Origin of the sequence: Mannheimia varigena, from assembly GCF_013377235.1 — a bacterium.
Taxonomy (GTDB): Bacteria; Pseudomonadota; Gammaproteobacteria; order Enterobacterales; family Pasteurellaceae; genus Mannheimia; species Mannheimia varigena.
The window spans coordinates 1,148,757-1,165,158 of the sequence record NZ_CP016226.1 but is presented as its reverse complement, the minus strand read 5'-3'; the positions used below and the strand labels follow the sequence as shown (position 1 = coordinate 1,165,158).

Sequence of the window (16,402 nt, the reverse complement as noted above, 5' to 3'; positions counted from 1 at the left end):
TGATAGAAAATAAATCTTCCCTCGAAGTTGGTAGAGGGTTGATTGAAATCAATCTTGATGAAATTTGCAAATAGCACTAGAAAAATAACCGCTTATTGAAATATTAGTAAGAAGATTCATATCCAGCTCATTTGTAATATATATGGTTATAAAAAATAGAATGCCCCAGAAAAGTTAGGTTAATTTAATTCAAGGACTAAGTTCTGTATTCCGCAGAGCTTAGTCCTTTTAATTTTATTTGAATACGAACGGGATTTTTCTACTTACATTCTCTTTTTAACCCCAACTTTTGAGGTGTAGATCAAATTGCAGACCTATATTTTATGAATTGAGTAAAAATTAAATTACCTATTACGTATAAGTTTGTTACTACCTGTTTGTTATTTATTTGTTAACTTCTTGTTATTTCAAATATTTTCTTTGTTAATAATGTCTATCAAATTACTATTTTTTAAAATACAAGAAATAGATTTCTTACTTATTGATATATAAAGAGTTTTTTGTTTTTTTCTTTCTTGCTAGAGGAGATTTGTAAAGTTATTAAAAGCTTCTTGAGATTATAAAGTAAAAAATTTAGCATAATTAGGAGGTCAGTCCTCTTATGAAATAAGCGGTTGTTAAAGCGTTTATTCGAAGTGTTGTGTGTGATTTCCGAATTATTTACAAAATTGGCTTATTTCTTAAGTTAACAGAAATAAGCTATTTTTTATGTCTTAAAGGTATTAAATTATGAATAAAATATTTAAGGTTATTTTTAACCGAACGACGCAAAAAATGGAAGTTGTGTCTGAACTTGCTAAATCGCAAGGTAAGGCGGCATCTTCAACTGATGAGCGTGGTAGCATTAGTCTTTTAGTAGGGGGACTAAAAGGTTCTATTTTAGTGGGTGGGACCGCATTATTAATGATTTCAGCAATGCCGGCAGAGGCTGTGGTATCTATTACAGGTAATAATTATTATAGTAATGGAGACCCTACAGGTACCTATATCGACAAAATAGGGAATACATACGCTTATAACTATTATAACCCAGGTAGCCTTTCTTATAATAGCTCTACATCTGTTGATACCTCTGGTACAGGAAACAGATATAGTGGAACGCTATATATGGAAGGTATTGCTATTGGTAATAATACGACTATTAGAAGTCGTCAAGCTACTTCTGATTACAATAATGGTATTGCTATCGGTGACCATTCGCAATCAATAGGTGGTTTGTCTATTGCAATTGGTGGTTTATCTAAAGCGACAGACATTGGTGCAGTAGCATTAGGTACATCTTCTTATGCATCTGGATTTAACTCGTTTGCAGCAATGCGTCAGTCTGCAGCAAAGGCTGATTATGCAGCAGCAATTGGTTCTTCTTCTTGGGCAAATGCTACAGCAAGTTTTGCAATTGGTGCTTCGGCAACTGCATTAGGGGAACGTTCTTTTGCGATTGGTTCAGGCATACCTCAGACTCTAGATCAAACTACTGGTGAAGCAAGACGAAGTATTTATGATGGTCAGAATAATACCTATTCTTACGGTAATGATGCTTTTTCTATCGGTACTAAAGCAAAAACTAATGGTAATAATGCTTTTGCAATTGGTACAAATGCTAATGCAGGGGGATTCAAAACTGAAACAAGAACGGATTTGCCAACAGATGTTAATACTTTTGTTGTAGCGGATACGGCTAAATCTGCAGAAAACGCATTTGCTTTAGGTACAGATACCAATGCAAACTCAAAAGATTCTGTTGCATTTAGTACTAATGCAAGTGCAACCGGTAATGGTTCTATTTCATTTGGTGTGAACTCTGTCGCAAATGGTACAGGGGCAATAGCATTTGGTAACGTATCTAAAACAGAGGGTGAAAATGCAATCAGTATCGGTTGGAACTCAAGCTCAACAGAAGCTAACGTAACTACTATTGGTGCAAATGCAGTTACCACTAAGAAAGGTGGTACAGCTATTGGTGAATCTGCTAAATCAAAAGGAGTGGGCTCATCAACAATCGGCTTTAATTCAAGCGTATATAGCGACAACGCAACTGCAATTGGTACGAACTCAACAGTTACAGCGACAGGTACTGGTGGTACTACTGTTGGTTTCAATACATCTGTTTCTGGTCAATACGGTACAGCAATCGCTTATAAAGCAACAGCAAGCGGTCAAAACGCATTAGCCGTAGGTACACAAACTACAGTAAGCGGTAACAATTCTGGTGCATTTGGTCAAAGCAATACAGTAAGTGGTCAAAATACTTTCGTATTAGGTTCAAATGTGCAGGCTACAACAGATGGTTCCGTGATTTTAGGTAACAGCTCTACTATTGCGACAGCTGCTAGAATTGATTCTGCAACTGTTGGTAGCTTAACATATAGCGGTTTTGCTGGTGATGAAGATGTTGCGGCAGGCGACTATGTGAGTGTAGGTTCTGCTGACAACGAGCGTCAAATCAAGTTTGTTGCACCGGGTAAAATTGCTTCTGATTCAACAGATGCTATCAATGGCTCACAGCTTTATGCTACTAACAATGTGATGAACAATATCGCAAGTTCAGTAAATTCAACCTTTGGTGGTAATTCGCAATTAAATCCTAATGGTACTATTACCTACACTAATATTGGTGGAACAGGTAAAAATACAATTGAAGAAGCGATTAAAGCTGCGAAAACGGAAGTTAAACCTGGTAGTAATATCCATGTAGCCTCATCAAAAGGCGATAATGGGCAAGATATTTATACAGTAAATGCATATAACACAACTGTAAGTGCAGCTACTACTTCAACTAGTAAAAATTATATAAAAGTAGATAGTAAATTTGATTCTAATACCAATACGACAAATTATGCAGTAGGTTTAACAGACGATGCGATTCGTGATTTCACTAAAGATAATGATACTGTTACTGGTGTAGTTGATGATGGTAAAGATTATGTAAAAGTTGAAAAAATTCCATCTCCAGAAGATGAAAATCGCACTTACAAAGTAAGCTTAAGTGATAAGGCAATTAATGAGTTCACAAAAGATACTTCTGCAACTGTGAAAGCTGGTTCTAATAGAATTAATGTAAACGGGGCAGCTAATACAACTAATCCAGATATTATGGATTATACGGTTGATTTATCTGAGATAACTAAAACTCAGATTGACAATGCATTATCTGATTTCACGGTAGGTGCGGATAAAAATGGTCAAGCAGCAGGTATTACAGTCAATAAAGACAATAAGCGTTTTGATATTATTGGTAATAATGCTATTGAAACAAGAGTTGATGGAAATAAAATCAATGTTGATTTAAGTCAAACAACTAAAGATCAAATTGCAAAAGAGGAAAGCGTAACTGTAGGTGACAACTTAGCAGTTCAACAAGATAAAAATAATAATACGGGTGGTAAGAACTATCATGTAACGTTGAATAACACTTTGAACCTGGGTAATGATGGTTCTGTAACAATTGGTGATACAGTTATTAATCAAAATGGTTTAACTATTAATAATGGTGGACCGAGTATTACAACAATAGGTATTAATGCTGGTAACAAAGTAATTACTAACGTAGCAGATGGCCAGAATGACACAGATGCAGTAAATCTCCGCCAGTTAAAAGCTGTGCAAACTAAAGTAGAAAAAGGTACAAATGTTGCATCTGTCACTGCAAATAAAGATACAACAGGTGTAACAACTTATACAATTAATGCTGATGGTACAACTGCAAGTGCAGATGAAGCTTCTAAAGATTTCTTAACTGTTACTACGGGTGAGAAAAACCAAGATAATGTAACAGATTACAAAGTTGGCTTAACTAAGAAAGCAACGGATGCTTTAGCGAAGGCTGAAACTGCGATTCAAGAGTTTACTACTTCAGTAAATGGTCAAACTGTTGAAACAATTAACAAAGACAACAAAGATGTTGGTTTTGTAAATGGTAAGGGCACAATTGCTCGTAATGATAATAGTAACATTACCTTCGATGTAAATGTTGATGACGACACAATTAAGATTGGTGATGACGGTAAGGTAACTGTTAATAAAGATGCAGTTGATACAAATACTCATGTAACAGGTGGTTCAGCAGTTTATGCAGATAATGGTGATGCAACAACAACGTTAACCAAAAATGATGGTTCATCTGTTACTGTAACAGGCATTAAAAATAACTTTGTTAATAAAGCAGAAACCTCTACAGATGGTAAAACTGCAACTTTAACTCGTAATGATGGTGGTACAGTTAATATTGACCTAACTAATACGGTAAACACAGCTGTAAATGAAACAACAGAGAAAGGCTTTAAGATTTCAGCTGATAATGGCGGTGATGATCATGTTAGGTTAGGTGAAACGGTTACCTATGCTGGTAATGCTGATATTGTTACTACTGTAAGTAATAACAAGATTGACTTTAAATTAAGTGATGAAGCTGTCACTAAATTTACTAAAGATCATTCTGCCAAAGTTGAAGCAGCTGATAATACAATCACTGTAAATGCTACAGAAACTAAAACTATTGATGGTGTAATTACAACTATTTATAAAGTAGCTGTAAATGCTTCTGCATTACCTACACAAATTGAATACTTCTCTGTAAATTCAACTGTTCAAGAAAACAGATTAAATGATGGTGCAAAAGGCATTAACTCTATTGCAATTGGCCCTAATGCAACTTCTGCAGATCAAGGGGCAATTGCACTTGGTACAAACTCAAATGCTAATGGTAATGCTGCGGCAGCATTAGGTGTAAACTCAAAAGCGGCAGGTACCCAAGCAACAGCGGTAGGTTCTCAAGCAAATGCAACTGCAAATGGTGCAACAGCGATTGGTCGTGAAACAACAGCAAGTGCTGGTGAGGCAACAGCTGTGGGTTCTAATGCAAATGCAACATCAGAGAAAGCAACTGCTTTAGGTGTAGGATCAAAAGCGACAGATAAAGCAGCATTAGCTGTAGGTACAAATGCAACTGCAAGCGCACAATCTGCAGTAGCTGTAGGTACTCAATCGGTAGCTGATAAACAGTTCGCTGTTGCAGTAGGTATGGGGGCTCAAGCAACCTTAGAAAACTCTGTAGCATTAGGTAGCGAATCAACTGTAACTGCAGCAACGCCAACAAGTAACGCAACTGTAGGTGGTATTACTTACACTGGTTTTGCGGGAGCTAATGAAAACACAAACTATGTGGTATCAGTAGGCTCCGCAGGTAAAGAACGCCAAATTCAAAATGTAGCAGCAGGTCGAATCACTTCTGATTCAACAGACGCGATCAACGGTTCACAACTTTATGCGGTAGCTGATAAGTTAGTTAAAACTGGCTTTAACATTACAGCCGATAACTCTGGTTTAGATGCTGGTGCGAAAGAAGATAATGTTAAGTTAGGTGAAACGGTTAAGTACACTTCAACCGATACTAATGTTGTTACAACCGTAACGAACAATACAATCGACTTTGGCTTAGCAGATAACATCTCTGTTGGCGGTAAACCAGGTAAAGATGGTACCCCAGGTAAAGATGGTTCAATCGGTGTTAAAGGTGCTGATGGTAAAGATGGTGTAACAATTAAACCAGAAGCAATCGTGTTCCACGGCGTTGATGGCGTAAATGGAAAAGACGGTGCAGATGGTAAAGATGGTGCGGCATCAATCAAAGTTGAGAAAGGTGCTAAAGGTCTTGACGGCAACGACGGTAAAGACGGCGAAAGCAAAACTCGTATCGTTTACGAAAAACCAAACGGTGAGAAAGAAGAAGTTGCAACCCTTAACGATGGCTTAAAATTCGGTGCTAACAATGGCACAGTTCACAATGCAAAATTAAATACGCAAGTGGATGTTAAAGGTGCAGAAGGAAATACCGATTGGACTAAGTTTGATGCCGGTCAAAATGTAATGACACAAATTGTAGACAATACAATTACTGTGGCATTAGCAAAAGACCTAACGGGCTTAAATAGTGCAACATTTGGTACAGAAGGTGATTCTACAGTTATCAATAAAGATGGCGTAACGATTGCTAAGAAAGATCCTAACAAATCTAACGTTACCTTAACAGAGGATGGCTTAAGCAACGGTGGTAACCAAATCACCAATGTTGATAGCGGCTTAAAAGGTAAAGATGGTCAACCTGTTAAACTTACTGAGGCAGCAGGTGATGTTCTTAACAATGCGGTTAACGTCGGTGACTTGAAAAATACTGTTACTGAGGTGACAACAGATGCGTTTGGTCTAAAAGATGAGAACAACCAGGAGTTTAAGCAAAACTTAGGTACGACAGCTAAGATCATTGGTGATGGCAATGTTAAAACAAACGTTGTTGAGAAAGATGGTGGCCATGCATTAGAAGTTAGCCTAGCGAATAATATTACTGTTGGTAAAGATGGTGAACCAGGTAAAGTTGGTATTGCTGGTAAAGACGGTAAAGATGCTATTGCTTTAGATGGTAAAGATGGAGCTATCACTGTAGGTCGCCCTGGCAAAGATGGTATAGATGGCGATGATGGTATTGATGGTACTATCGGTGTAAACGGTAAAGACGGTTCTGCAGTTGTTCTTAACGGTAAAGATGGTTCAATCGGCTTGAACGGTACAAATGGTAAAGATGGTTTAACCATTAAAGGTACTGAGGGCAAACCAGGGCTTGTTGGTAAAGATGGTTTACCAGGTAAAGATGGTGTAACTCGTATCCAATATCAGCCAACAGATGGCAATGGTGATCCTATAGGTGAACCAGAGCAAGTAGCTACTTTAAATGATGGTTTACACTTTAAAGGTGATGATGCAACACTAGTATCTAAGAAATTGAATGAAACCTTAGAAATCATTGGTGGAGCTGATAAAGATAAGCTAACTGCAAATAACATCGGCGTAAACAGCAAAGATGGTAAGTTATCTGTTCAATTAGCTAAAGATCTTAAAGACTTGAACTCAGCTACATTCAAACCACAAGATGGAGAGAATGGTCAAGAAGGTGAAGGTCCAACAACTGTAGTAAATAATAATGGCGTAACTATCACGCCAAAAGATGGCACAGATGGTAAAGCAGTTAAGCTTACTGAAGACGGTCTAGACAATGGCGGCAACCAAATTGTTAACGTGAAGAGCGGTATCGATGGTGTTAACGGTCAAGATGGTCAGCCAGTTAAATCTGTAAATGATTTAACAGAAGAGCAGCTTAAAGAAGTTGGCACAAATGCTGCGAATATCAATGATGTACGTAATGCTACTGATGATCTAGTGAAAACGGGCTTCAAGATCACTGCTGATAACTCTAAACTTGCAGATGATGCAAAAGAAGATACTGTAGAGCTTGGTCAAACAGTAGAGTATCGTAGTGAAAGCGGTAACATCGTTACAACGGTACACGATAACAAGATCGACTTCGACTTAGCGAATAACCTCAATGTAGGTGGAAAAGACGGTAAAGCTGGCTCTATCGGCGTTAAAGGTCAAGATGGTAAAGACGGTGTTTCAATCAAGGGTGATAACGGTCAAGACGGTACACCAGGTGAAGCAACAATTACTGTAGGTCGTAACGGTAAAGACGGTGAGAACGGTCAAAACGGCGATAACGGCATTGACGGTAAAGTTGGTGTGAACGGTAAAGATGGTTCAGCAGTTGTACTTAACGGTAAAGATGGTTCAATCGGCTTGAATGGTAAAGACGGTAAAGACGGCTTAACATTTAAATCAGCAGATGGTGCTCAAGGTGTTGATGGTATAAACGGTAAAGATGGCTTACCAGGTGAAAATGGTAAAACTCGTATCGTTTACCAACCGACAGATAAAGACGGTAACCCTATCAAAGATGATGAAGGTAACCCGATTACAGAAGAAGTTGCAACACTTAACGATGGCTTAATCTTTGCAGGTAACAATGACAAGTTAAATCGTCACAAGCTAAATAGCGTGGTGAACATTGTTGGTGAAGTAGCACAAGGTATTAATGACAAATTATCATCTGAGAACTTCAAATCAGCAGCAGGCAATATCAATGTTGTTGCTAATGAGAAAGATCAGCTTGAAATCCAACTTAACCGTGAGCTTAAAGATTTAACAAGTGCGAAATTTGTTGAGTACAAGCCAGGCGAAAATGGAGGTAAAGATGTTGTTGACAACACTAAACCATCAACCGAGATTACCAATAACGGTATCACTATTACACCTGCAGAACCAGCGGACGGAAATAGTGAACCGAAAGATCCAGTTAAGTTAACCCAAGACGGTCTAGACAACGGTAACAACCAAATCGTTAACGTGAAGAGCGGTATTGACGGTTTAGCAGGTAAAGACGGCATTAACGGTAAAGATGGTAAGCCAATCACTTCAGTGAACGACTTAACCGACGATCAATTAAAAGAAGTTGGTACTAACGCTGCGAATATTAATGATGTTGTAAATGCAAGCAACGATATTATCGAGAAAGGCTTTAGCATTGCAGCGGATAATGGTGAAACTGATCACGTTAAACTAGGTGAAACTGTTAAGTATACCTCTAAAGACAAAAACATCATCACAACAGTAAGTGATAATGTGATTGACTTTACGTTAAATAACGATTTAACCATTGGCGGTCCAGGTAAAGATGGGCAACCAGGTAAAGATGGTTCAATCGGTGTTAAAGGTGCAGATGGTACAGCTGGTGTTACTTTAAATGGTAAAGATGGTTCTATCGGATTAACCGGTCCTAAAGGTGCTGATGGTAAAGATGGTGCAAGTGCAACTATCTCTGTAAAAGACGGTGCTAAAGGTCTTGACGGCAACGACGGTAAAGATGGCGAAAGCAAAACCCGTATCGTTTATGAGAAACCAGACGGTACAACTGAGGAAGTGGCAACACTAAACGATGGTTTAAGATTCATAGGTGATGATGGTAAAGTTATCGATAAGAAACTAAATGAAACCTTACAAATTTCAGGCGGCGATACAGATTTAGATGATTTATCTGATGATAATATCGGCGTAGTGAATAAAGATGGTAAGTTAGTGGTTAAATTAGCGAAAAACATTGACTTAACAGATGAAGGTTCAATTACAATCGGTGATACGTTTATTGATACGAATGTAGTTGGTGTAGGCGATTCTGCATTAACTGGCGATAGCCTAACGGTTGGTGGTGATAATGCAATTACTGTTGACGGTAATAAAGGCACCATTGGTGGCTTAACTAATAAGACATTTGATCCAAACAACTTCACTAGCGGTCAGGCAGCAACAGAAGACCAATTAAAACAGGTTTATGATGTAGCTAACTCTGGTTGGGATATTGCAGCGAATGGTAAAAATAGCACAAATGTTGGTCCGAAAGGTAAAGTTTCATTTAATAATGAAGATGGCAACATAATCATTACCAAAGAGACTACTGATAACAATGTGACCTTCGCATTAAATAATGATTTAACTATCGGTGGTCCAGGTAAAAATGGTCAACCAGGTAAAGATGGTGCAATCGGCGTGAAAGGCGCAGACGGTAAAACGGGTGTAGCCTTAAACGGTAAAGATGGCACAATCGGTATCAACGGTAAAGATGGTTCAAACGGTACAATGACCTTTGAACAAGGTAAACCAGGTGTTGATGGTAAAGATGGCGAAACGAAAACTCGTATCGTTTATGAAACCAAAGATAAAGATGGCAACCCTGTTAAAGAAGAAGTTGCAACCTTGAACGATGGCTTAAAATTCGTTGGTGACGATGGTAAAGTAATTACTAAGAAACTAAACGAAACTTTAAGCATCACCGGTGGTGAGAAAGATGCTACTAAACTATCTGATGCTAATAATATCGGTGTAGTAAATAACAACGGTACTTTAACAGTTAAATTAGCGAAAGACATTGATTTAACGAAAGATGGTTCTGTAACTATAGGTGACACTACGGTAAATAATGATGGTTTAACCATCAAAGATGGTCCAAGTGTGACTAAAAACGGTATCAATGCAGGCGATAAGAAAATCACTAATGTTAAAGACGGTGAACTTTCTTCAACTAGCAAAGATGCGGTAAACGGTAGCCAGTTATATCAAGTGCAACAAGTTGCTAACGCAGGTTGGAACTTAACAGCAAATGGTAAAGACAAAGGCAATGTTAAACCGGGTGCAACCGTTGATCTGAACAACAAAGACGGTAACATTGTTATTACTAAAGAAGGTAATAACGTGACCTTCGGCTTGAACAACAACTTAACAATTGGTGGTAAAGACGGTAAAGATGGTCAAATCGGTGTTGCTGGTAAAGACGGTAAAGACGGTGTAACTATTAAAGGCGACGGTACTATCCTTGCAGGTCGTGATGGTAAAGACGGTGTTGATGGTTCTATCGGCGCAACCGGTAAAGACGGAGCTTCTGCTGTGTTAAACGGTAAAGATGGTTCAATCGGCTTAACAGGTCCGAAAGGTGCTGATGGTAAACCAGGCGCAAGTGCGAACATTAAAGTTCAAGATGGTGCTGAAGGTGTTGATGGTACGAACGGTAAAGATGGATTACCGGGAGAAAACGGTAAAACACGTATCGTTTATGAAACCAAAGACAAAGACGGTAAACCTGTAACAGAACAAGTTGCAACCTTAAATGATGGTTTAATTTTCTCTGGTAACAATGAAGATGTGAAAAACCGTCAGAAACTGAATACTGAAGTTAAAGTGAAAGGTGAGGGTGTGGATAAAGCCGCTTCTGAAAACTTTAAGTCAGCATCAGGCAACATCAATGTTAAAGCAAATGGTACTGATACATTAGAAGTACAATTGGCGAAAGCAATTGATTTAACAGAAGATGGTTCTGTAACAACCGGTAACACAACCGTAAACAACAACGGTTTAACCATTAAAGACGGCCCAAGTGTAACTAAGAGCGGCATTGATGCGAAAGGCACGAAGATCACTAATGTTAAAGATGGTGATGTAACGGCAACAAGTAAAGATGCTGTGAATGGTAGCCAGTTATACAATGCAGTTCAAAACTTAAACTTAGGTTGGGAACTGACAGTTAATGGTGAGGCAGAATCTCAACGTATTAACAACAATGGTAAAGTTAATGTTGAAGGTGGCAAAAACATTGTAGTTTCACGTGAAGGTTCAACAGTTAAAGTTGCGACTTCAGACAATCCTGAATTTAATTCAGTGAAGGTTGGTGGTACAACTATCAGTTCAACTGTAGCTAAAGATGGTGTTAATGAACTTAATGTTGCAGGTAGCAATAATGCTCCAACACGTATCACAAATGTGGCAGAAGGTGTGAAAGGTACTGATGCTGTAAATGTAAATCAATTAAGAAGTGTTGCTAACCATGTTAACAATGTTGATAAAGATTTACGTGCAGGTATTGCTGGTGCATTAGCAGCAGGTAACTTATACCACGTAACACAACCTGGTAAATCTATGGTTTCAGCGGGTGTGAGTACTTACCGTGGTCAAGGCGCTCTTGCAGTTGGTTACTCTCGTTTATCTGATAACGGTAAAGTGGGTATTAAATTCAGCCTGAACTCAGATACTCGTGGTCATGCAGGTGCTGCAGCAAGCGTCGGTTACCAATGGTAATAGCGTGTAGCTAACTGATAACAAAGCCCTTCTCGAAAGAGAAGGGCTTTATTTTTTCGTATAGATAAGAAAACAAGCGGTTATTTTTTACTGTTGTTTTGCAAATGGATTTTGCAATTTCCCAGTAAAAAATAACCGCTTGTCGTTGTTTAGGAAGTTTAGGAATGGCGTTAAGAAGCGTTAATCATCCCACTTTGCCAATTCGGCATATTCTGCCAACATTGGAAACTGTTTTAGCCATTTGTGCCACTGCACTTCGTTCACTTCAATTTGCACTATTCGCTCACCGAAATCATTGAAATGTTCCGCTTTAATGCAATTTTCCGCTTTGAATTGGGCGTAAATTGCCCCTGCGGTGACGGGTAGTAGCACGGTTTCTCGTACTAAATTGCTACGTAGTCGCTCTTGAATCGCTTGGAATAGTAACTCAATGCCAAGATTTTCTTGGGCGGAAAGGTAAACCGCAATCGGTGTACCGTCATCGTTTCGCTCAATGTGAGGCTCTATACCTTCCAGTTTATCGACTTTGTTAAACACGAGAAGTGTTGGGATTTCCAACGCCTCAATTTCATCAAGCACCTGATTGACCGCATCAATATTCTCATTTTTGCGATCATCAGCGGCATCAATAACGTGCAGAAGCAGCGTTGCTTCAGTGGTTTCTTGCAGGGTAGATTTGAATGCAGACACCAAATCGTGCGGCAAAAAGCGGATAAAGCCAACCGTATCCGCCAGAATTGCTGTGCCGACATCTTGCACTTGAATACGTCTAAGGGTTGGATCAAGGGTAGCAAACAGCTGATCTGCCGCATACACTCCAGCTTGGGTAATCGCATTGAATAGAGTAGATTTCCCCGCATTGGTGTAGCCCACGAGCGATACCGTTGGAATATCCGCTTTTTGTCGGGTTTTACGGTTTTGATTTCGCTGTTTGTTCACCTTTTCCAAACGGCTTAACAGCTGTTGGATTCGCACTTTAATCAAACGGCGGTCGGTTTCGAGCTGCGTTTCCCCCGGCCCACGTAAACCAACAGAGCCGCCTTTTTGCTGATCTTGGTTTGTCACTCGGCGAACTAAACGAGTGGAGAGATGGCGAAGTTGAGCCAGCTCAACCTGCAATTTCCCCTCGTGGGATCTCGCTCGCTGGGCGAAAATATCAAGGATCAGCCCTGTTCTATCTACCACTCGGCAATCGCATAGTGATTGTAAATTCCTAGTTTGGGCGGGGCTGAGTTGGTGATTGACTAACACCACCGTTGCTCCTAATTGCTCTACGGCTTCAGCAATTTCCTCCGCTTTGCCTTGCCCCACATAATATTTGATATGTGGACTTGGGCGGCTAGTGGTGAGCGTTGCCAGCACTTCCACCCCGGCAGATTCAGCGAGGGTTTTAAATTCGAGTAGGTTTTCTACATCTTTTTGCTGACCGAGGTAGAGATGCACAAGAATGGCTTTATCTCTGCCGTCTTCTGTCGTTTCGTTGGTAGCTTCATTGATTTCTGAAATTTGGCTTGCTTCAGATAAAGCAAAGCCAAACGCAGAATCTTCTTCTGAGTTTGGCAATGATTCGTTTAACATTTTGTGGTTAATAGTTAATTATTCCGCTTGTTCAGCAACTTCAGCCGCTGGTTGAGCTTGTTGGCTGTGGTTGTTATTGTTGTTATGCGACAACGCACGCGCCGGCACAACTGTTGAAATAGCGTGTTTATACACCATTTGGCTCACCGTATTTTTTAACAAGATCACGAATTGGTCGAATGATTCGATCTGACCTTGTAATTTAATGCCGTTTACTAAATAAATTGAAACCGGAATACGCTCACGGCGAAGTGCATTCAAATATGGATCTTGTAAAGATTGACCTTTTGCCATTTTTCTTTCCTTTTTATAGTTGTGTGATGAATACTAGGACAACAAATATTGCGATAAGTGCTGAGGCGTTTAGATATTATCACAATTCTTTAAATAATGATCGATCTTTTCCATCATTTTTGCTTTGGAGCTGGTCGGATCTAAACTATCCAACCAAGTCAGTTCACCCTGCCAGCTGCGAAGCCAAGTGATTTGTCGTTTCGCCAGTTGGCGGGTAGCACAAATTCCCTTGAAAATGGCTTCATCGAGTGAGATTTCCCCTTGCAGATATTCCCACATTTGGCGATAACCCACGCAACGAATCGAAGGCAGATTAATATGCAAATCTTCACGCAAAAATAACCGCTTGACCTCGTCCTCAAAGCCCAAATCGATCATTTTGTGAAAACGCTGCTCAATGCGTTGGTGCAACACCGCTCGATCTTGTGGAGCAATCGCAAATTGCAGAATATTGTACGGCAATGCTTCGCCTTGTTGGGCGGTGAGTTCCGTCATCGTTTTGCCGGTGATATAAAACACTTCTAACGCACGGTTAATCCGCTGGCTGTCGTTTGAATTAATTCTTGCCCCGGCAACAGGGTCGATATTCGTTAATTCCTGATGCAACGCTGCCCAACCGTATTGCTCGGCTCTCGCTTCAATATCGGTACGAATGGCAGGATCGGCAGACGGCAACGGCGAAAGCCCTTCCAGCAACGCTTTGTAATAGAGCATTGTGCCGCCCACCAAGAGCGGAATTTTGCCCTGAGCGGTAATCTCTGCCATTTCACGCAACGCATCGGCGTGGAAATTCATCGCCGAATAACTTTCCGCTGGGTCTAAAATATCAATTAAGCGATGCGGAGCCAACTCCAATTCAGCTTTACTTGGCTTCGCTGTGCCGATGTCCATTCCCTTGTAAATCAAGGCGGAGTCCACACTAATCACCTCAACCGGTAATTCTTGTCTGAGTGCAATGGCTAAATCTGTTTTGCCCGAGGCGGTAGGCCCCATTAAAAAAAGGGCGAGGGGTTTATTTGGTTTTATCATTTTTATAAATAGCTAGAAAAATCAATATATGTTCGAATTTTTTCAATTTCTTTCTTCCCATTCGCATAGAGTTCAATTTCTGATAACAAAGCAATCACTTCACTTAAAGAGCAAGCGGTTGGAATTTCGCATTTTTTTGCAAAAAATTCGGCTAAATTGACCGCTTGTGCTTGGCTGAATAATGCAAAGAGTAGTTGCTGCAGATTTTGCTCTCTCACTGCTTGAGGTACGGAAAGAAGCGTTAGCCTTGTTTGTTCCTGCCAATGTTTTTCGGTAATCGAAAAACCAAGTTCGCTCAAGCTCTCTTTGTATTGTTGCCAACATGTCGTTTGTTGTTTATCTAAGGTGAGATTCAGCGGAATTAATAATGCTTGAGCTTGCCCTTTACTGAGTTGATAAGTAAATTTTAGCTCAGCAAGTTTTGCCAATGGAATGAGATAAAAATCTTCCCCTTCTTTCATTAATACCGCTTGGTTTTTCACAATAGCTAAAGCTTGAGAATGGTTGGTTGCAAGCGGTGTAATTTGCTCCATTTTTTGCAAAACAGGTTTGGGTTTTGTTTCCACTTTTGGTTCAAATGTTGGCATTTGAATAGCGGTTCTTTCTACTTTTTCCGCTCGAATATCTGAACCACTCAGGAGTTCGTTATACCATTTTTGAGCTGATTGAGAGCTACTACTTCGCTCAAATTTCGGCGTAAAAGGCGAGTGAGTAGAGCGATTTGCATTTTGTTGTGAAAATTCGCCCGCTTGTATTGGCTCTTTGGGCTGTGTAAATACATTTTGCCCTGCTGCTTGGCGGTTGGTGTCTTTCGCATAAGCCGGCATTGGTTCATTGAGTTCGTTCCGTAGTTCAAGTGTGGGCTGTGCTTGTTGTAGACTGTTGCTGACACCTTGTAAAATAAAATCGTGTACCAGTCTTCCTTGATGGAAACGTACTTCGTGTTTAGCCGGGTGGACGTTTACATCCACCATTGTAGGATCCAAATCTAAGAAAATCACAAACGCAGGGTAGTTTCCTGTTGCAATGCTCTCGCCATAGGCTTGGCGGATTGCGTGATTGATGGTTTTGTCTCGCATCATTCGCCCGTTTACATAGCTATAGCAAAGATCGTTTTGTGGACGAGCAAGCATCGGTGAGCCAACCCAGCCGTGTAAGTGCAAATCGCCGTGTTGCCAGTCAATATAATTGGCGTTTTGAATAAATTCCTCGCCACAAATCGCTGCCACCCGTTTTTGTTTTTGCTCTACTGATTGATCGGCAACTTTGCGATATTGGCGGACGATTTTGCCATTATGACTTAAGGTAAAACTTACGTTCGGTTTAGCTAGGGCAATGCGTCGGATAACTTCGTCAATATGGGTGAACTCGGTTTTATCGGTGCGTAAAAATTTACGGCGTGCCGGTGTGTTGAAAAACAGATTAGCGACTTCAATCGTTGTGCCGATAGGGTGCGAAGCCGGTTGGATTTCCACTGCCATTTCTCGCCCTTGTGCGTAAGCCTGCCACGCTTCACTTTGCTCTGCGGTGCGAGAGGTGAGAGTTAAACGTGAAACCGAGCTGATACTCGCCAATGCCTCACCCCTAAAGCCTAGACTTAAAATGGCTTCCAAATCTTCCAAACTGCTGATTTTGCTCGTGGCGTGGCGAGCGAGTGCAAGTGGCAGATCTTGCTTGCTGATGCCGCAGCCGTTGTCTCGAATGCGGATCAGCTGTGAGCCTCCTTTTTCAATATCAATTTGGATATTATTTGCCCCGGCATCAAGGCTGTTTTCAAGCAGTTCTTTCACCACAGACGCAGGGCGTTCTACCACCTCACCTGCGGCAATTTGGTTTGCCAGTTGTGGGGGAAGAATGTGGATTAGCTGTTTTGGAGATTGATTTGTCATTTTTGTGCCTAATCATTTGGAATTAGCCCATTTTATCTAATTTTCTTTACTTTTGCATATTTCTTCATATAAAAGAACGTGTTAGATTATGGCAAATATTAACAAAA

Annotated in this window: 5 protein-coding genes; 1 reads left to right on the top strand and 4 read right to left on the bottom strand. The window is 40.1% G+C overall.

Features of this window, described 5'->3' with window-relative positions:
* Nucleotides 1-729 precede the first annotated feature (729 nt).
* Nucleotides 730-11,505, top strand: coding sequence for a YadA-like family protein (locus tag A6B40_RS10150; protein WP_236966855.1), 10,776 nt, complete (start codon nucleotides 730-732; stop codon nucleotides 11,503-11,505).
* Between the two features lie 180 nt (nucleotides 11,506-11,685).
* Here A6B40_RS10150 and hflX read toward each other — a convergent pair whose 3' ends face one another.
* The 4 genes from hflX to mutL all read right to left on the bottom strand — a co-directional run bounded on the left by hflX (nucleotide 11,686) and on the right by mutL (nucleotide 16,295).
* Nucleotides 11,686-13,083: a ribosome rescue GTPase HflX gene (gene hflX / locus A6B40_RS05345; protein ID WP_025248279.1), complete on the bottom strand. Its 1,398-nt coding sequence runs from the start codon at nucleotides 13,081-13,083 to the stop codon at nucleotides 11,686-11,688.
* A gap of 18 nt (nucleotides 13,084-13,101) precedes the next feature.
* The gene (gene hfq / locus A6B40_RS05340) at nucleotides 13,102-13,377 is read right to left on the bottom strand and encodes an RNA chaperone Hfq (protein ID WP_025218108.1); all 276 of its coding nucleotides are present in this window, start codon (nucleotides 13,375-13,377) and stop codon (nucleotides 13,102-13,104) included.
* Between the two features lie 69 nt (nucleotides 13,378-13,446).
* Nucleotides 13,447-14,406 carry a tRNA (adenosine(37)-N6)-dimethylallyltransferase MiaA gene (miaA, locus tag A6B40_RS05335; RefSeq protein ID WP_081732165.1) on the bottom strand — a complete coding sequence of 320 codons (960 nt, stop codon included), beginning with the start codon at nucleotides 14,404-14,406 and terminating at the stop codon, nucleotides 13,447-13,449.
* 2 nt (nucleotides 14,407-14,408) lie between these two features.
* The gene (mutL, locus tag A6B40_RS05330; RefSeq protein ID WP_176671782.1) at nucleotides 14,409-16,295 is read right to left on the bottom strand and encodes a DNA mismatch repair endonuclease MutL; all 1,887 of its coding nucleotides are present in this window, start codon (nucleotides 16,293-16,295) and stop codon (nucleotides 14,409-14,411) included.
* Between the last annotated feature and the right edge of the window lie 107 nt (nucleotides 16,296-16,402).

What these genes read in the sequence shown, in the direction of transcription:
- mutL (WP_176671782.1), bottom strand. Translation starts at nt 16,295, where the DNA reads ATGACAAATCAATCTCCAAAACAGCTAATCCACATTCTTCCCCCACAA.
- hfq (WP_025218108.1), bottom strand. Translation starts at nt 13,377, where the DNA reads ATGGCAAAAGGTCAATCTTTACAAGATCCATATTTGAATGCACTTCGC.
- hflX (WP_025248279.1), bottom strand. Translation starts at nt 13,083, where the DNA reads ATGTTAAACGAATCATTGCCAAACTCAGAAGAAGATTCTGCGTTTGGC.
- A6B40_RS10150 (WP_236966855.1), top strand. Translation starts at nt 730, where the DNA reads ATGAATAAAATATTTAAGGTTATTTTTAACCGAACGACGCAAAAAATG.
- miaA (WP_081732165.1), bottom strand. Translation starts at nt 14,406, where the DNA reads ATGATAAAACCAAATAAACCCCTCGCCCTTTTTTTAATGGGGCCTACC.